Here is a 15,363-nt window from a genome sequence, read left to right as displayed (position 1 = left end):
CTGGTTGCGGTGACGGTCAGATCAAAGTCATCGCTGCTGTTTACCGGTGGGGTGATGGTGAGATTGGCAAGCTGTGCCGGCGTCAGCGTCGCAACACCATCGGTGACGGTCACAGTTTCACCATCGGCAGTGAGGACTGCGCCGTCTGGAATGCCGCTGATCTCAACAGACAGGGTCTCGCTGTCATCGGTCAGCGCAGAGCTGATATCCAGGGCAATGGCTGTATCTTCAGGACCACTTGCTGCTTCAGTAGAGAGGGTCGGCGCATCAGCGACGCCGGTTACGGAGACGGGCAGGGTGGCCGTTGTCGTCGCGGTGTCGCTGCCATCGGTGCTGGTTGCGGTGACGGTCAGATCAAAGTCATCGCTGCTGTTTACCGGTGGGGTGATGGTGAGATTGGCAAGCTGTGCCGGCGTCAGCGTCGCAACACCATCGGTGACGGTCACAGTTTCACCATCGGCGGTCAGAATAGCCCCGTCGGGAATGCCGCTGATCTCAACAGACAGAGTCTCCGAGCCATCGGTGTCGGTGAGGGCAGAGGAGATATCCAGGGTAATGGCTGTGTCTTCACTGCCGCTTGCTGCATCGACAGAGAGCGTCGGTGCATCGGCAACGGCATCAACGGTTACATCCAGTGTGTCGGTGACGGTGCTGGTATCGCCACTCTCGCCATCAGTCGTGGTGACCGCCACAGAGAGCGTGAAGTCCGCATCACTTTCAGCCGCCGGCGTGATCGTCAGTCCCTCGAGTTCAGCAGGCGTCAGGGTGACAGAGCCATCCTCATTGACGGTCCCCGCAGACAGGGTTGCCCCGGCCGGGATATCGCTGATCGTGATCGACGCGCTATCGCCGTCTTGAACACCGGTGACATCGATATCGAGTGCAATGGCTGTGTCTTCTGATCCAGCCGCATCCGCTGTCGCAACTGTCGCCGCATCGGCAACACCGGTCACAGAGACCGGCAGGGTCGCGGTCGTCGTCGCGGTGTCGCTGCCATCAGTGCTGGTCGCGGTAACCGTGAGATCAAAATCATCGCTGCTGTTGGCAGGCGGCGTGATGGTCAGGTTCGCCAGTTGCGCCGGTGTCAGCGTCGCGACACCATCGGTCACCGTGACAGCCTCACCATCCGCCGTCAGAACCGCGCCGTCTGGGATACCGCTGATCTCAACAGAGAGCGTCTCGCTGTCATCGGTCAGTGCCGAGGAGATGTCCAGGGCAATGGCTGTGTCTTCGTTGCCACTCGCTGCCTCAGCAGAGAGGGTCGGAGCATCGGCCACACCGGTGACCGATACCGGCAACGTGGCTGTCGTCGTCGCGGTGTCGCTGCCATCGGTGCTGGTCGCGGTAACAGTCAGGTCAAAGTCATCACTGCTGTTTGCTGGTGGGGTGATCGTCAGGTTCGCCAATTGCGCCGGTGTTAGCGTCGCAACACCATCGGTGACAGTGACCGCTTCACCATCGGCAGTCAGAACCGCGCCGTCTGGGATACCGCTGATCTCGACAGACAGGGTCTCGCTGTCATCGGTCAGTGCCGAGGAAATGTCCAGGGCAATGGCTGTATCTTCGTTGCCACTCGCTGCATCAGTAGAGAGGGTCGGAGCATCGGCGACGCCGGTAACCGATACCGGCAACGTAGCTGTTGTCGTCGCGGTGTCACTGCCATCGGTGCTGGTTGCGGTGACTGTCAGGTCAAAATCATCGCTGCTGTTCGCCGGCGGGGTGATCGTCAGGTTCGCCAATTGCGCCGGTGTCAGTGTGGCAACGCCATCGGTCACGGTCACAGCTTCACCATCGGCAATCAGAACCGCGCCGTCTGGAATGCCGCTAATCTCGACCGACAAAGTCTCGCTGTCATCGGTCAGTGCCGAGGAGATGTCCAGGGCAATGGCTGTGTCTTCGTTGCCACTCGCTGCCTCAGCAGAGAGGGTCGGAGCATCGGCCACACCGGTGACCGATACCGGCAACGTGGCTGTCGTCGTCGCGGTGTCACTGCCATCGGTGCTGGTGGCAGTAACAGTCAGGTCAAAATCATCACTGCTATTCGCCGGCGGCGTGATCGTCAGGTTCGCCAGTTGCGCCGGTGTTAGCGTCGCGACACCATCGGTCACCGTGACAGCCTCACCATCGGCGGTCAGAACCGCGCCGTCTGGAATGCCGCTGATCTCGACCGACAAGGTCTCTGACCCATCAGTGTCGGTGAGGGCTGAACTGATATCCAGGGCAATGGCTGTGTCTTCACTGCCGCTCGCTGCAGATAGGGTCAATGTCGGGGCATCTGCACCCGGTGTGATATCCACGTCCAGAGTGTCGCTGGTGATTGCGCGGGCCCCGCCGTCGCCTTCAACCGCGATAGCGTGAACCGTTAGGGAAAAATTACCACTGGCATTCTCTGCGGGGATAAGGCTGAGCCCATTCAATTCTTCTGCTGTCAGAACCCAGGCGCCAGAAACCGCATCATAGTATCCGGCATTCAGGCTGGCCCCTTCCGGTAGGCCGGAAATTGTGATGGCCAGAGTCTCAGAACCGTCGAGATCGGTCAGCGCCGCTGAAATTGTCAAAGGAATGGCAACATCTTCCAGACCAAGAACGGTTTCGCCAACATCCAATGTAGGCGTTGACGCTGTTGTGTCGCGGGCGGGCCCGCCAGATGACCCTTGCCCCTGTTGTTCGCCATTGGACTGGTCGAACCTGTTCGAGGGGTTGCCATCGCGCCCCCCGAAAGGCCGACCCGATCCGTTCGCACGATCAAACCTGTTCACACCATCGCTGCCCAACGCGCCTGATGGCCCCCCTCCGATACCATCATTGCCGAATTCTTCGTTGGTGAAACGATCCCCTTCCGCAAAATTCGTAACGCTGTTTTGTGTGCTGGAATCGCCCGCCGCAGTATCAATGTCTGACAGCGCGTCAGCAATATTCGTGCCCACACCATATTCTTCAAGAAATTCGGGTGCATCCATAAGCACACCATCAAGAAGCTCTATGGAGATAAGAAACCCATCTGTCACGGCCGGCACAAAATCTTTGATAACAATGGTTTCCTGGCCTTCTGTTACGACGACCAGGTCATCGCCAAAGACCGAAATGAATTGTGCCGTCTCCGGATCAAACGATATTCCCAACACGCCGTTCGTAACGACATTGGGAGCCTGAAGGTCAATGACGGTCGAAGACTGCAGAATATGCTCAGGCAGGGGGTTGCCAGTTCCCCCGGACTGCGCGATCGCCACCAATTCAACCAGATCCATTTCAGCCATTTTCGGTCCTTCGTCACCTTGATGTCGTTCTGACGATCAAGTGTGCTATTGCAGATACTATAAAAACCAATTGTACAAAGACACAACGCGTCATGCTTACATTAATCCAGGAAACTCGCACGTTCCTCAGTGATCTTCGTCACAGTTCAACATAAATTCATATCAAATTTTCAATACTTTTCACACAAAACACCCAAAAGCGCGTGATGCAATTTTTGGTCCCTTTTCGTTAAATCCAATCTGGCATCCTCAAATTACAGTATTGAGACATCATCCTTCACCGGTTCTGGTAAAGGGATTGCGTCTGATGGACCAAACGAAAGCGCCGCGACTGTATTGGACGTATGACCTGTATTGGACGCATGAATGGCCCCGTGTTCACCAAAGGGCCCGTGTTCACCAAGGGGTATGCCGTGACCATCAGGATCATGTGGCAAATTGTTCTCGAACGCGCCCTCCGCATCCGACACTAATAGAGCACATGCGCTCAAGGTGTCCGACTCAAGGGCGGCTGGGATATGCGAATTTGCCAAGGGGGCAATCGCCTCGCGATGCGCCATTTCACCGTCACTTGCGCCGGAACCAATTTCGGCCCCTATGGGATCATTGATGCAGAAATTAGCGAAATCCAACATTTCCGTCGATCCATCTTGCAGCACGGCGGAGCCGTCAACGGCATCTACGTCCATCTCAGCCGTTTCAAGGGAAAACATGATTTCATCAAGTGCTTTTCCACCGCCGAATGCATCCAGGAATTCAATCGCATCCATCGATGTTCCGTCCGACAACGATAATCCGGTCAACATTCCTGTTTCAAGCGCCCCCAAAAAGTCATCAATCACCAGAACCGCGCCATCGTGCTGGAGGATGAATAAATCAGGTCCTTGCAGCAGGATTGTATCAATTGAAGATTGCCCGATAGGGAGGGACAAAGACCCAAGGTCATCGACAGATGTGTTCGTGAGGACGATATGTGTCGCGATGCGGAGCAAATGGGCCGGGATAATGGAGTTGGGACCATTGTCCTCTGACACAACCAGGTCTTCTGAATGATCGGGTGTCGCTTTAAAGGGTATGTTCGCCATGATCATTTTCCCTTCTGGCTGGGTGTTGATGTGCAAGACTGCTCACGTCTCCACACAAATTGTGTCAGAACTGGAGGTTAAGTATGTTCTCCAACGGTCTTATAGTCTGTGAATCCTTATACATACGTAAAGAACGCTATCTTACACTTATAGCTGTGATAAACCCGTTGTGAGTCGCTATCAACAATATTTCTGTAAAATTTTATATTTATTTTATTATAATTTAAGATGAATTCATCATTAATGCTGCATCAAGAGCGAAATATGTCAGTACGGCATCGGCACCAGCGCGCTTGAAACACATCAGTGTTTCCAGAATGCCGCGATCCCGATCCATATATCCAAGATCAAAAGCTGTCCGTAACATACTGTATTCCCCGGAGACCTGATAGGCGAAGGTCGGCAAGTGAAATTCGCTTTTCACCCGTTGCAGAATATCCAGATACGGCATGCCCGGTTTTACCATCAGCATGTCCGCCCCTTCGGCGATATCCAATGCAACCTCTCTCAGTGCCTCGTCGGAATTGGCGGGGTTCATTTGATAGGTGCGTTTATCCCCGATCAGCGCCGTTGATGACCCAACTGCATCCCGGAAGGGGCCATAGAAGCAGGATGCATATTTCGCTGCATAAGCCAGGATGCGAACATCGCAGCGCCCAACAACATCCAGGGCCGCACGAATGGCGCCGATCCGCCCATCCATCATGTCAGACGGGGCCAATGTGTCACAGCCAGCTTCGGCTTGAACCAGGGCTTGCTTGATCAGGCTTTCAACCGTCTCATCATTCACAATCTCCCCCCCGACGATCAGCCCGTCATGGCCATGGCTGGTATAGGGGTCCAGGGCGACGTCACAAACAATCATGATGTTGGGGCAGGCTTCGCGCACCGCGCGTGTTGCGCGACAAACCAGATTGTCAGGATTAAAGGCTTCGCTGCCCGCATCATCTCTTAAGATCGGGTCCGTATAGGGGAACAGGGCGATGGCCGGTATTCCGGCATCTTCTGCGCGTTTAACAGCATCAACGATCAGGTCGACGGACATCCGGTCAACGCCGGGCATGGACGGGACGGGTTCGCGCTTGTTGATACCATCGCTGACAAAAAGCGGCCAAATCAAATCAGCGGGCGTAAGGGCATTTTCGGCGACCAGCGCGCGAACGGCAGCATTGGAACGGTTGCGCCGCGGGCGCACGGTAGGATAACGGCCCGGAAAAGCCATGGTAACAACTCCCCGATGGTGAAACTAAATCGGGGCTAGGTTAGCTATGCTTTTACCGGGCCGCAATTCCCTTGGCAAAGGGCCCTGCCTTTATCCAGCCAACCCCGCAAACATGGGGGTATCAACAGGCGATCCATCCGATTGACGCTGCGTCCGGGCGATTACGGGCGTGGCGTTGCGAATGATGTCCAACACAGGACAATGGGCATCGACCGTTCGTTTCAACCGGTCCAACTCTGCCTGCGATGCGGGGCTGTCCAGGTCCACCTGAATATCCAGCCCCCTGAGACCAGGCCTGACACCGGGATCCAGTGCAAAAAGACCCCGCAGGTCAATATCCCCCTTTACCGACACCGAAACGCCTTTCAACGGAATTCCAAGACGATCCGCATACAGGCGATAGGTAATCTCCTGACAGGATGCGATCGCGGCCAGGATTAGCTCTACGGGATTTGGCCCAAGATCCTGACCGCCAAGTGATTTCGGCTCGTCCACGGTCAATATGAAATCGCGGGTTTCGACTTCGCTGTGCAATCCTCGGATTTGACGGGATTGTACCTCGAAATGCGCAAGGGCTTTTCCGGGGTTGTGATGGATCGTCTCTGCCACTTGGTCAAAGACTGCCCCCAGGCCGGTTGTTTGGGCTTTGGAGAGGGTGGCTGTCATCTCAATATCCTCCTTGTGTCCCAATCAAGCCGCTGCTTGTACGGCATCGGCCGCAGCAGCCAGCGCCTGGGTCAGGTCGGCAATGATATCGTCGATATGCTCAATCCCAATCGACAGACGGATATAGGAATCCGTTACCCCGGATTGGTGTTGTTCCTCAAGGCTGAGCTGAGAATGTGTGGTGGTGGCAGGGTGGATTGCCAGGGACCGCGCATCACCAATATTGGCAACGTGATAGAACAGTTCCAGGGCATCAATAAAAGCCGCCCCGGCTGCTTTGCCGCCTTTGATATGGAATCCGACCAAACCGCCATATCCGCCTTTCAGATAGGTCTGGGCGCGTTTTAAATTCTCCCCATTCTGATGGTTCGGGTAAATCACCCGATCAACCAACGGATGTTCGTTCAGGAAATTGACCACAGCCGCGGCATTGCGGGAATGTTCCCGAATACGGATTGGCAGGGTTTCCAGCCCCTGGATGATCTGAAACGCATTATAGGGTGACAGTGCTGCCCCCAGATCCCGCAACAGGGTGACGCGGGCCTTGATGATATAGGCAATGGGCCCCAGGGGCTTCACAGCCTCTGTCCAGACGGCCCCATGATAGGAAGGGTCAGGCTGGTTCAGATAGGGTTGGCGTTCCTTGTGGTCTTCCCAGGGGAAGGTGCCGCTGTCGACAATCGCCCCACCGATAGAAGTTCCGTGACCACCAATATATTTGGTCGTGGAATAGACAATGATGGCTGCACCATGATCGAAGGGACGGCACAGGACGGGGGCGGCGGTGTTGTCGACAATCAAAGGGATGCCCAATTCGCGACCAATGGCGGCAACTTCACCAATCGGGAAAACCTCCAGCTTTGGATTGGGCAGGGTTTCGGCATAATAGGCCCGGGTCTTGTCATCCGTGGCCTTCCGGAATGCTTCAGGGTCGGTTGGATCGACAAAGCGTACCTCGATCCCCTGATCCTTCAGGGTGTTGGCAAACAGGTTCCATGTCCCGCCATAAAGGTTTGTAGAACTTACGATATTATCGCCGGCGCGGGCAATATTCTGGACTGCATAGGCGCTCGCGGCCTGGCCAGATGCCACGCCAAGTGCCGCGACGCCACCTTCCAGGGCCGCAATGCGTTTTTCCAGGACATCCACGGTCGGGTTCATGATGCGGGTATAGATATTGCCCAATTCTTCCAGGGCGAACAGCTTCTGGGCATGTTCCGCACTGTCGAACTGATAGGATGTCGTCTGATAGATTGGCACGGCCACTGCATTGGTGGCTGGGTCAGACCGAAAACCGGCATGCAAGGCCAGGGTTTCTGGGTGTTTAGGGATATTTGTCATCGTCGCTTTCTCCATTTTAAGGGTCGGAGCCTTAATGCTCCACAGTGGGTTTCCAGCGAGGATCTGCGCCAATCTAGGTCCCGAATGAAAGGACTTCCCTGACGTCGCTTTAGCAGTTGATGACGCGGTGCAAGCTGATCCTCAAATCACCGCGGGCGGCCTTGTGCCGAATGAAAGCAGGCCGGTCGCCGAGGCGTCGATCAGAAGGGTTCTCTTGCGGGGATTTATAAATGCGGCGCTAAAACTGAAGCGGTCAGATTTTGATCTCTCCAGGGCAACCAAGGCCCGGAAATACAAAACCGCCGCAGCATAGCCGGGCGGTGCGATGACCAACCCTCTTTAGCTGCATTTATAAAGCGCCCGCAAGCTGAGCTTCAAATCGGCGCTGGAGAGATAGATAAGGGATGTAGATTTCCGGGTCAAGCGGATATTTAAAGCGCTGTCTGGAAGAATGGGCTGTTAGGACGGTGCTTGCAGAAAGGCACCCTTCGAGACGCTGCGCTCCTCAGGGTGAGTGCACGTTTTATGTGTCCATATTCTTACCACCTGCACAGATTTCATCCTGAGGAGGGGCTGCATCGGCGTATCCGTCACCCCGGACGTGATCCGGGGTCCAGAGCGGCAGGCGCGATTGATGCGTGTGGCCCTGGATACCCGCCTGCGCGAGTATGACGGGGATGCAGGGTCCCATTCTCATCCTGAGGTGCGCACATGTCGCCACCTTCGTCACCCCGGACTTGATCCGGGGTCCAGAGCGGCACGCACGATTGGTGCTTGTGGCCCTGGATAACCGCCTGCGCGAATATGACGGGGCGTGAGGTTTCACCCTCATCCTGAGGAGGCGCGATAGCGCCGTCTCGAAGGAGGGGCTGTAAGTCCGGTGCTTCCAGCGGGCTCCCTCTTCGAGACGCTACGCTCCTCAGGGTGAGGGCGCGTTTGTGTGATACATCGTCACCCCGGACGTGATCCGGGGTCCAGAGCGGCAGGCGCGATTGATGCGTGTGGCCCTGGATACCCGCCTGCGAGGATATGGCGGGGATGCAGGGTCCCATTCTCATCCTGAGGTGCGCACATGTCGCCACCATCGTCACCCCGGACGTGATCCGGGGTCCAGAGCGGCAGGCGCGATTGATGCGTGTGGCCCTGGATACCCGCCTGCGCGAGTATGACGGGGATGCAGGGTCCCATTCTCATCCTGAGGAGGCGCGATAGCGCTGTCTCGAAGGAGGGGCTGTAAGTGCGGTGCTTCCAGCGGGCTCCCCCTTCGAGACGCTACGCTCCTCAGGGTGAGGGCGCGTTTGTGTGATACATCGTCACCCCGGACGTGATCCGGGGTCCAGGGCGGCAGGCGCGATTTATGCGTGTGGCCCTGGATGCCCGCCTGCGCGAGTATGACGGGGCGTGGGGAGCCATTCTCATCCTGAGGAGGCGCGGGAGCGCCGTCTCGAAGGATGCGCTGTAAGTGCGGTGGTTACAGAGGGCTCCCCCTTCGAGACACTGCGCTCCTCAGGGTGAGGGCGCATTTGTTGACACATCGTCACCCCGGACGTGATCCGGGGTCCAGGGCGGCAGGCGCGATTGATGCGTGTGGCCCTGGATACCCGCCTGCGAGGATATGGCGGGGGGTGCTTGCAGAAAGGCACCCTTCGAGGCGCTGCGCTCCTCAGCATTACCATTTTTTAAAGATCAACCGCCCAGGAACAGCAAACGGGGTTTGCGGAGTCTTATCCGTCAACCCGACTTCAAATTCCCAATCGCGGCGTCTCGTTCAAAGAGGTACAGCAACAGCCGCAAATTCTTGCCGCGCGGGCCGTTGAGGTCGGGGTCTGTTTCCAGGATCAGGCGGGCATCGTCATGGGCGACGCGCATCAGGTCGCCATGCAGGGCGATATCGGCCAAGCGGAATTCTGGCAGGCCGCTTTGCTTGGTGCCCAGGATTTCGCCGGCCCCGCGCAATTCCAGGTCTTTTTCAGCGATCACAAAGCCATCGTCGGTTTCGGACAGGGTGCGCAGGCGCTCTTTCGCGGTTTCGGTCATGTGTTCTGCGCGCAATAAAATACAGGTGGAGGCCGCATCACCCCGCCCGATGCGCCCGCGTAATTGATGTAATTGTGCCAGGCCGAAGCGTTCCGCCTGCTCGATGATCATGACAGAGGCGGCAGGTACGTTTACGCCGACTTCAATCACTGTGGTTGCCACCAGAATATCAGCGGGCCCCTCAATAAACCGCGCCATGGCGGCGTCTTTCTCTTTGCCTTTCATACGGCCATGCACCAGCGATACGCGGGTTTCCCCAAAACTGTGGCACAGATCGGCATAGCGCCCTTCGGCATTGGCCAAATCACTGGTTTCGGATTCTTCGACCAGGGGGCAGACCCAATAGACCTTGGCCCCTTCCGCCAGTTTCCGGCGCAACCCGTCGACGACATCGGGCAGACGATTGTTTGCAATGACAACGGTTTTGATGGGAATGCGCCCTGGCGGCTTATCGGTCAGGCGCGACGAATCCAGGTCGCCATAGGCGGTCATGGTCAGGGTGCGGGGGATTGGGGTTGCCGTCATCACCAGCATGTCGGTCCGAATTCCCTTACCCCCCAATGTCAGGCGTTGATGCACGCCGAAGCGATGCTGTTCATCGATCACCGCCAGTTTCAGGTCGCGAAAGGCAACTTCGTCCTGAAACAGCGCATGGGTGCCGATTGCCAGAGCGGCGCGTCCCTCTGCAATGGCCGCCAGAATCTCTTTCCGGACAGCGCCCTTATCCCGCCCGGTCAAGACGAAGCATTTCAGGCCCAGCTTGGCAACAATCGTCGCAATCGTTTCAAAATGCTGTCGCGCCAGGATTTCAGTGGGGGCCATCAGGGCGGCCTGACCACCGCATTCCACGGCGTTCAACATTGCCATCAAGGCGACGACGGTCTTGCCGCTGCCAACATCCCCTTGCAACAGGCGCAGCATGCGTTGGGGTGATTCCATATCCGCAAAAATTTCTGACAGGGCGGTTTCCTGGCTTAAAGTCAGGGTGAAGGGCAGGGCCTTTCGGGCGGCCTCTCGCAGGGTTCCATCGCCTTTTAGAGATTGACCACCCTGACGTTTTGCATTGCGCCGTACGACCGTCAGGGCCAATTGATTCGCCAGTAATTCATCATAGGCCAGCCGTTGACGCATCTTGGCAAGCGGGGACAGATCGCCGCTGCTGCCGGGCATATGCGCCTGCATCAGGGCGTCGCGCCAGGACAGCCAGCCTTCACGTTTGCGATGTTCCGCATTCAGCCATTCGGGCAGGTCCGGCGCGCGGCTGAGTGCTGCTGCTATTGCTTTGGAAAGTACCTTTGGCGTGATTCCGGCGGTCAGCGGATAGACAGGTTCAATGTCTGGGATTTCATCGGCCTTATCCAGCGGTTGGATATGATCGGGATGGGCCATTTGTTTGATCCCCTGATACAGGTCCAACCGCCCGGAAATCAGGCGTTCCTCTCCCTGTGGCAGGATTTGTTCCAGATATTTCTTATCACCGCGAAAGAAGGTCAGGATCAGGGGCCCGGTCACATCCGAACAGTGAATGCGATAGGGGCGGCGCTTGTCGGACGGGGCTTCGTGTTTGCCGACATGCACCTGCAAGGTAACAATTTTTCCCGGTTGTGCGTCTGCGACGGAGGGCCGGTCGCGCCGGTCGATTACTTCGCGGGGCAGATGCCATAACAGGTCCACGACATGCGGTCCCGCCGCTTTTTCCAACAGCAGGGCGATGCGCGGGCCAACGCCTTTCAGGCTGTTTAGCGTCGCAAAAAGGGGGAATAGAATTTCCGGGCGCATACCGATCAACTTTAGAAACGGACTTTATCCATGCAGTCTATCGCCTTAGTCGCCCCGCGAAAACAGCGCTGAGGAACAAAATTTCTGTGCCGGGGTTTGCCGTGATCGCATTAGGGCTGTAAAAGCCTCAGCCATGCGCTAAGTCCTATCGGGCTGACCGCAGCCAAACCGTTGTCCAAGAGTTGGGACCTTGCCATGCTTTCCATGAATGATAACAAAATTCCCGCTGATATCCGCCGCAAGAAATTGCGGTTTCGCGCCTGGCATCGCGGGATGAAGGAAATGGATATCATCCTGGGAAACTTTGCGGATAAACGCCTGGATCAATATCAGGATGAGCAATTGGATGTGTTCGAAGCGCTGCTGCACATCCCCGATCAGGTCTTCTATTCCATGCTGGTGCATGGGGCTGAAATTCCGCCACAGGTTAATGGTCCTATTTTCCAGGATATTTTTCAATTCGCCAAAGATCCATTGGGGTCCCCTTGATATCATTTCGTCCCTTCCTGGAGGGGCTGGGCAAGACGGAGATTGCGGGCGCGCCGGAAGGTGTCGATACGCTGATCCTGGCCCAGGCCGCCACTGAATTTGAAAAGCCGATCCTGGTTGTGATGCGGGATGAGACCCGTATGCGGGCGGCTGCGGATCGACTGAGCTTTATTGCACCGGACCTGCCGCAAATTCTGCTGCCTGCCTGGGATTGCCTGCCATATGATCGGGTATCGCCCAATGCACAAAGCGTTGCGGGGCGGCTGGAGGCCCTGTCCGCTCTGGCGGCAGGGAGACAGGGGGCAACGGTTGTTCTGACCACAATTGCGTCTGTCTTACAGAAGGTCCCGCCTGCAAAATCCTTCCGGGACGCCACCCTGGTGGCAAAACCGGGCACCCGATTTCCGGTTGAGACGATGCAGGCCTTTTACGAACGCAACGGCTATCGCCGCGCAACGACGGTTCGCGAACCCGGTGAATATGCGATCCGGGGCGGGATTGTGGATGTCTTCCCACCGGGAGAGGCTGATCCGCTGCGCCTTGATTTCTTTGGGGATGAGTTAGAGACGATCCGTCGGTTCGATGCCATGAATCAACGCACATTGGGCGAGGCGACCCAGATGATTCTGCGCCCGGTCAGCGAAATCATGCTGGACCGGGAGCATATTGATCGCTTTCGCCAGGCCTATCGCATGTTGTTTGGCGGCGATGCCAGTGGCGATCTGATGTTCGATGCAGTGAGCGAAGGGCGCAGGTCCCCCGGCGTCGAACATTGGCTGCCACTGTTCCACGATCATATGGAGACCATTCCGGACTGGCTGCCCGATTCCCCGATATTTCTGGATGCCCAGGGGGAAGAGGCAATCGAGGCGCGGATTGAGACGATTCGCGATCACTATGCCGCGCGCAAGGAAGAGGAATCCATCCGATCCAAGCGCCGCAGCCCGGATGAGGAGGGGGCGGCCCCCTATAAGCCGATCCCGCCAGATATGCTGTATTTCACACAGCATGGCTGGGGGGAGCGGTTGGGTCTGGCACAGGTTTTTACCTTCAATCCCTACCCGAAACCGGATACCGGGCAGGAGGCAACGCTGGATGCCGCTGGCAAAAGGGTGCCGGATTTTGCCGTTGCCCGAAAATCGCCCGATATCGATTTGTTTGAGGCTGTCGCCCAACGTATTGCCGAGGCGACAACAAAGCGCACCCTGATTGCAGCATCGGGGGAGGGCGCGCGGGAACGCCTGAAACTGTTGATCCGCGAAGGGGGCGTTGCCGACCTGAGTGATGCGAAAAGCTGGTCGGATTTAGAAACTCTGTCCCCTGGAAAGGCCGCGATTGGCTTGATGCCACTGGATGCGGGCTTTGAAACGGATACGGTTCAGGTGCTCAGCGAACCTGATATTCTGGGGGAACGTCTGGCCCGTCCGGCCCGCCGCCGCCGTAAGGGGGAGGAATTCATCTCCGAGCTGTCGGCCATTGAGGCCGGGGATCTGGTCGTCCATGTCGAACATGGCATCGGGCGTTATGACGGGCTGGAGACGCTGCGTGTTGATGGCGCGCCCCATGATTGCCTGCGCATTCTGTATGCGGGCGATGATCGTCTGTTCCTGCCGGTCGAGAATCTGGAAGTGCTGTCGCGCTATGGCTCAGAGGATTCAGGTGTTCAATTGGACAAGCTGGGCGGGGCCGCCTGGCAGGCCCGCAAGGCGCGGCTGAAGGAACGGGTTCGGGAAATCGCCGAGTCGCTGATGAAGATCGCGGCGGAGCGGGCCTTGCGCAAGGGCGATCCTGTTGTCCCGCAGGAAGGGGCGTATGATGAGTTCTGTGCGCGCTTCCCCTTCACCGAAACCGAAGACCAGTTGCGCGCCATTCAGGATGTGTTTGAGGATCTGGGGTCCGGCAAGCCAATGGATCGGCTGGTCTGTGGGGATGTCGGGTTTGGCAAAACAGAGGTCGGGCTGCGTGCCGCCTTCCTGGTCGCCCTGTCCGGCAAACAGGTCGCTGTCGTCGTCCCCACGACCCTTTTGGCCCGTCAGCATTTCCGCAATTTCAAAGAACGCTTTGAAGGATTGCCGGTACGGGTGCGCCAATTGTCCCGCCTTGTGACGGGAAAAGAGGCGGAGGGCGTAAAGGAAGGTCTGGCCGATGGCACAATCGATATTGTCGTTGGCACCCATGCCCTGTTGGCGAAATCCATCAAAATCCGTGATCTGGGCCTGTTGATCGTTGATGAGGAACAGCATTTCGGCGTTCAGCAGAAGGAACGCATGAAGCAATTGCGCGCCAATGTTCATGTGCTGACACTGACCGCGACGCCAATCCCGCGGACCTTGCAGATGGCCCTGGCCGGGGTGCGCGAGATGTCGATCATCGCCAGCCCACCGGTGGATCGCCTGGCGGTTCGAACCTTCGTTCTGCCCTATGATCCCGTTGTCCTGAGGGAAGCCATCCGCAGAGAACGATATCGCGGCGGTCAGATATTCCATGTCTGCCCAAGGCTGGCCGATATGGACCGTGTGCGGGAGCGTATTCGCGAATTATCACCTGATTCCAATGTCGCTATGGCTCATGGCCGCATGGCCGCGCGCGAATTGGAAGAGGTCATGACAGACTTCGTTGGCGGGAAATATGATATCCTGCTGTCCACCAATATCGTGGAAAGCGGCCTGGACATTCCCAATGCCAACACGATGATCATTCACCGGGCCGATATGTTTGGATTGGCTCAGTTGTATCAATTGCGCGGGCGCATCGGGCGCGGCAAACAGCGGGCTTATTGCTATCTGACCCTGCCGCCGGGCAAGGTCCTGACCGAAACCGCCCGCAAGCGCCTGGATGTTATGCAAACGCTGGACAGTCTGGGGGCGGGCTTCACATTGGCCAGTCATGACCTGGATATTCGTGGCGCCGGTAATCTGGTGGGCGAAGAACAATCCGGCCATATCAAGGAAGTCGGGGTGGAACTGTACCAGCGGATGCTGGAAGAGGCCGTCGCCGCCGCCCGCGATCATGTCGCTGCAGAAGAGATTGAAGAAACCTGGACACCGACCATCAATGTCGGAATCGCCGTGCTGATCCCAGAGAAATATGTGCCGGACCTGTCGGTGCGCCTGGGCCTGTATCGCCGACTGTCCGATTTGAAGGATTCGCGGGAAATTGATCGCTTTGCTGTCGAGATGGTGGACCGCTTTGGTCCCATGCCGGAGGAAGTTGCCAATCTGTTGCAGATTGTGGCGATAAAGCAGGCGTGTAAGGCGGCGGGAATTTCAAAGGTGGATGCCGGGCCAAAAGGCGCACTGATTTCGTTCCGCAATGATGATTTTGCCAATCCCGGTGGCCTGATCGGCTTTATTCAGAAGATGGCGGGGGTAGCGAAATTGCGGCCGGACCATAAAATGGTGATCATGCGGGCGTGGAGTGATTCTGAAAGGCGTCTGTCAGGTGTGCGCAAGATTGCGGAAGCGTTGGCCCGCGTCGTCGCCTAGCC

At 57.2% G+C, this 15,363-nt stretch carries 9 protein-coding genes and 1 riboswitch; of the genes, 3 read left to right on the top strand and 6 right to left on the bottom strand.

Translation table 11 applies throughout. From position 1 onward, the window contains the following. The 5 genes from ACOSDR_RS13950 to ACOSDR_RS13930 all read right to left on the bottom strand — a co-directional run. A partial coding sequence (locus ACOSDR_RS13950) for a beta strand repeat-containing protein (protein ID WP_420731649.1) occupies nucleotides 1-3,257 on the bottom strand: 3,257 nt, incomplete at its 3' end. 254 nt (nucleotides 3,258-3,511) lie between these two features. Further along, complete coding sequence (locus ACOSDR_RS13945; protein WP_420731648.1) at nucleotides 3,512-4,342, bottom strand: hypothetical protein; 831 nt, start codon at nucleotides 4,340-4,342, stop codon at nucleotides 3,512-3,514. A gap of 223 nt (nucleotides 4,343-4,565) precedes the next feature. Further along, on the bottom strand, nucleotides 4,566-5,564 hold the full coding sequence (gene hemB / locus ACOSDR_RS13940) for a porphobilinogen synthase (RefSeq protein ID WP_420731647.1): 999 nt from the start codon (nucleotides 5,562-5,564) through the stop codon (nucleotides 4,566-4,568). Nucleotides 5,565-5,654: 90 nt separating this feature from the next. After that, complete coding sequence (locus ACOSDR_RS13935) at nucleotides 5,655-6,230, bottom strand: OsmC family protein (RefSeq protein WP_420731646.1); 576 nt, start codon at nucleotides 6,228-6,230, stop codon at nucleotides 5,655-5,657. Nucleotides 6,231-6,254: 24 nt separating this feature from the next. Next, complete coding sequence (locus ACOSDR_RS13930; protein ID WP_420731645.1) at nucleotides 6,255-7,571, bottom strand: O-acetylhomoserine aminocarboxypropyltransferase/cysteine synthase family protein; 1,317 nt, start codon at nucleotides 7,569-7,571, stop codon at nucleotides 6,255-6,257. Between the two features lie 318 nt (nucleotides 7,572-7,889). Continuing rightward, a riboswitch (SAM riboswitch) is annotated at nucleotides 7,890-7,967 on the bottom strand. A 642-nt stretch (nucleotides 7,968-8,609) separates the two neighbouring features. On the opposite strand from ACOSDR_RS13930, the gene ACOSDR_RS13925 reads away from it, so the two are divergent. Further along, nucleotides 8,610-8,783 carry a hypothetical protein gene (locus tag ACOSDR_RS13925; protein ID WP_420731644.1) on the top strand — a complete coding sequence of 58 codons (174 nt, stop codon included), beginning with the start codon at nucleotides 8,610-8,612 and terminating at the stop codon, nucleotides 8,781-8,783. Between the two features lie 519 nt (nucleotides 8,784-9,302). Here the strand turns inward: ACOSDR_RS13925 and recG are convergent. Next, the gene (gene recG, locus ACOSDR_RS13920; protein ID WP_420731643.1) at nucleotides 9,303-11,387 is read right to left on the bottom strand and encodes an ATP-dependent DNA helicase RecG; all 2,085 of its coding nucleotides are present in this window, start codon (nucleotides 11,385-11,387) and stop codon (nucleotides 9,303-9,305) included. 195 nt (nucleotides 11,388-11,582) lie between these two features. Here recG and ACOSDR_RS13915 point away from each other — a divergent pair, with 195 nt between their 5' ends. After that, nucleotides 11,583-11,876 (top strand): succinate dehydrogenase assembly factor 2, encoded by a 294-nt coding sequence (locus ACOSDR_RS13915; RefSeq protein ID WP_420731642.1) that lies wholly within the window; start codon nucleotides 11,583-11,585, stop codon nucleotides 11,874-11,876. Continuing rightward, nucleotides 11,873-15,361, top strand: coding sequence for a transcription-repair coupling factor (gene mfd, locus ACOSDR_RS13910; protein WP_420731641.1), 3,489 nt, complete (start codon nucleotides 11,873-11,875; stop codon nucleotides 15,359-15,361). The genes ACOSDR_RS13915 and mfd overlap by 4 nt, the downstream gene beginning before the upstream one ends. The last annotated feature ends 2 nt before the right edge of the window (nucleotides 15,362-15,363 follow it).

Origin of the sequence: Hwanghaeella sp. 1Z406, from assembly GCF_048892425.1 — a bacterium.
GTDB lineage: Bacteria > Pseudomonadota > Alphaproteobacteria > UBA8366 > Aestuariispiraceae > Pacificispira.
Note: the sequence above shows the minus strand (reverse complement) of the source record. Positions and strands in the feature narration are given on the sequence as shown.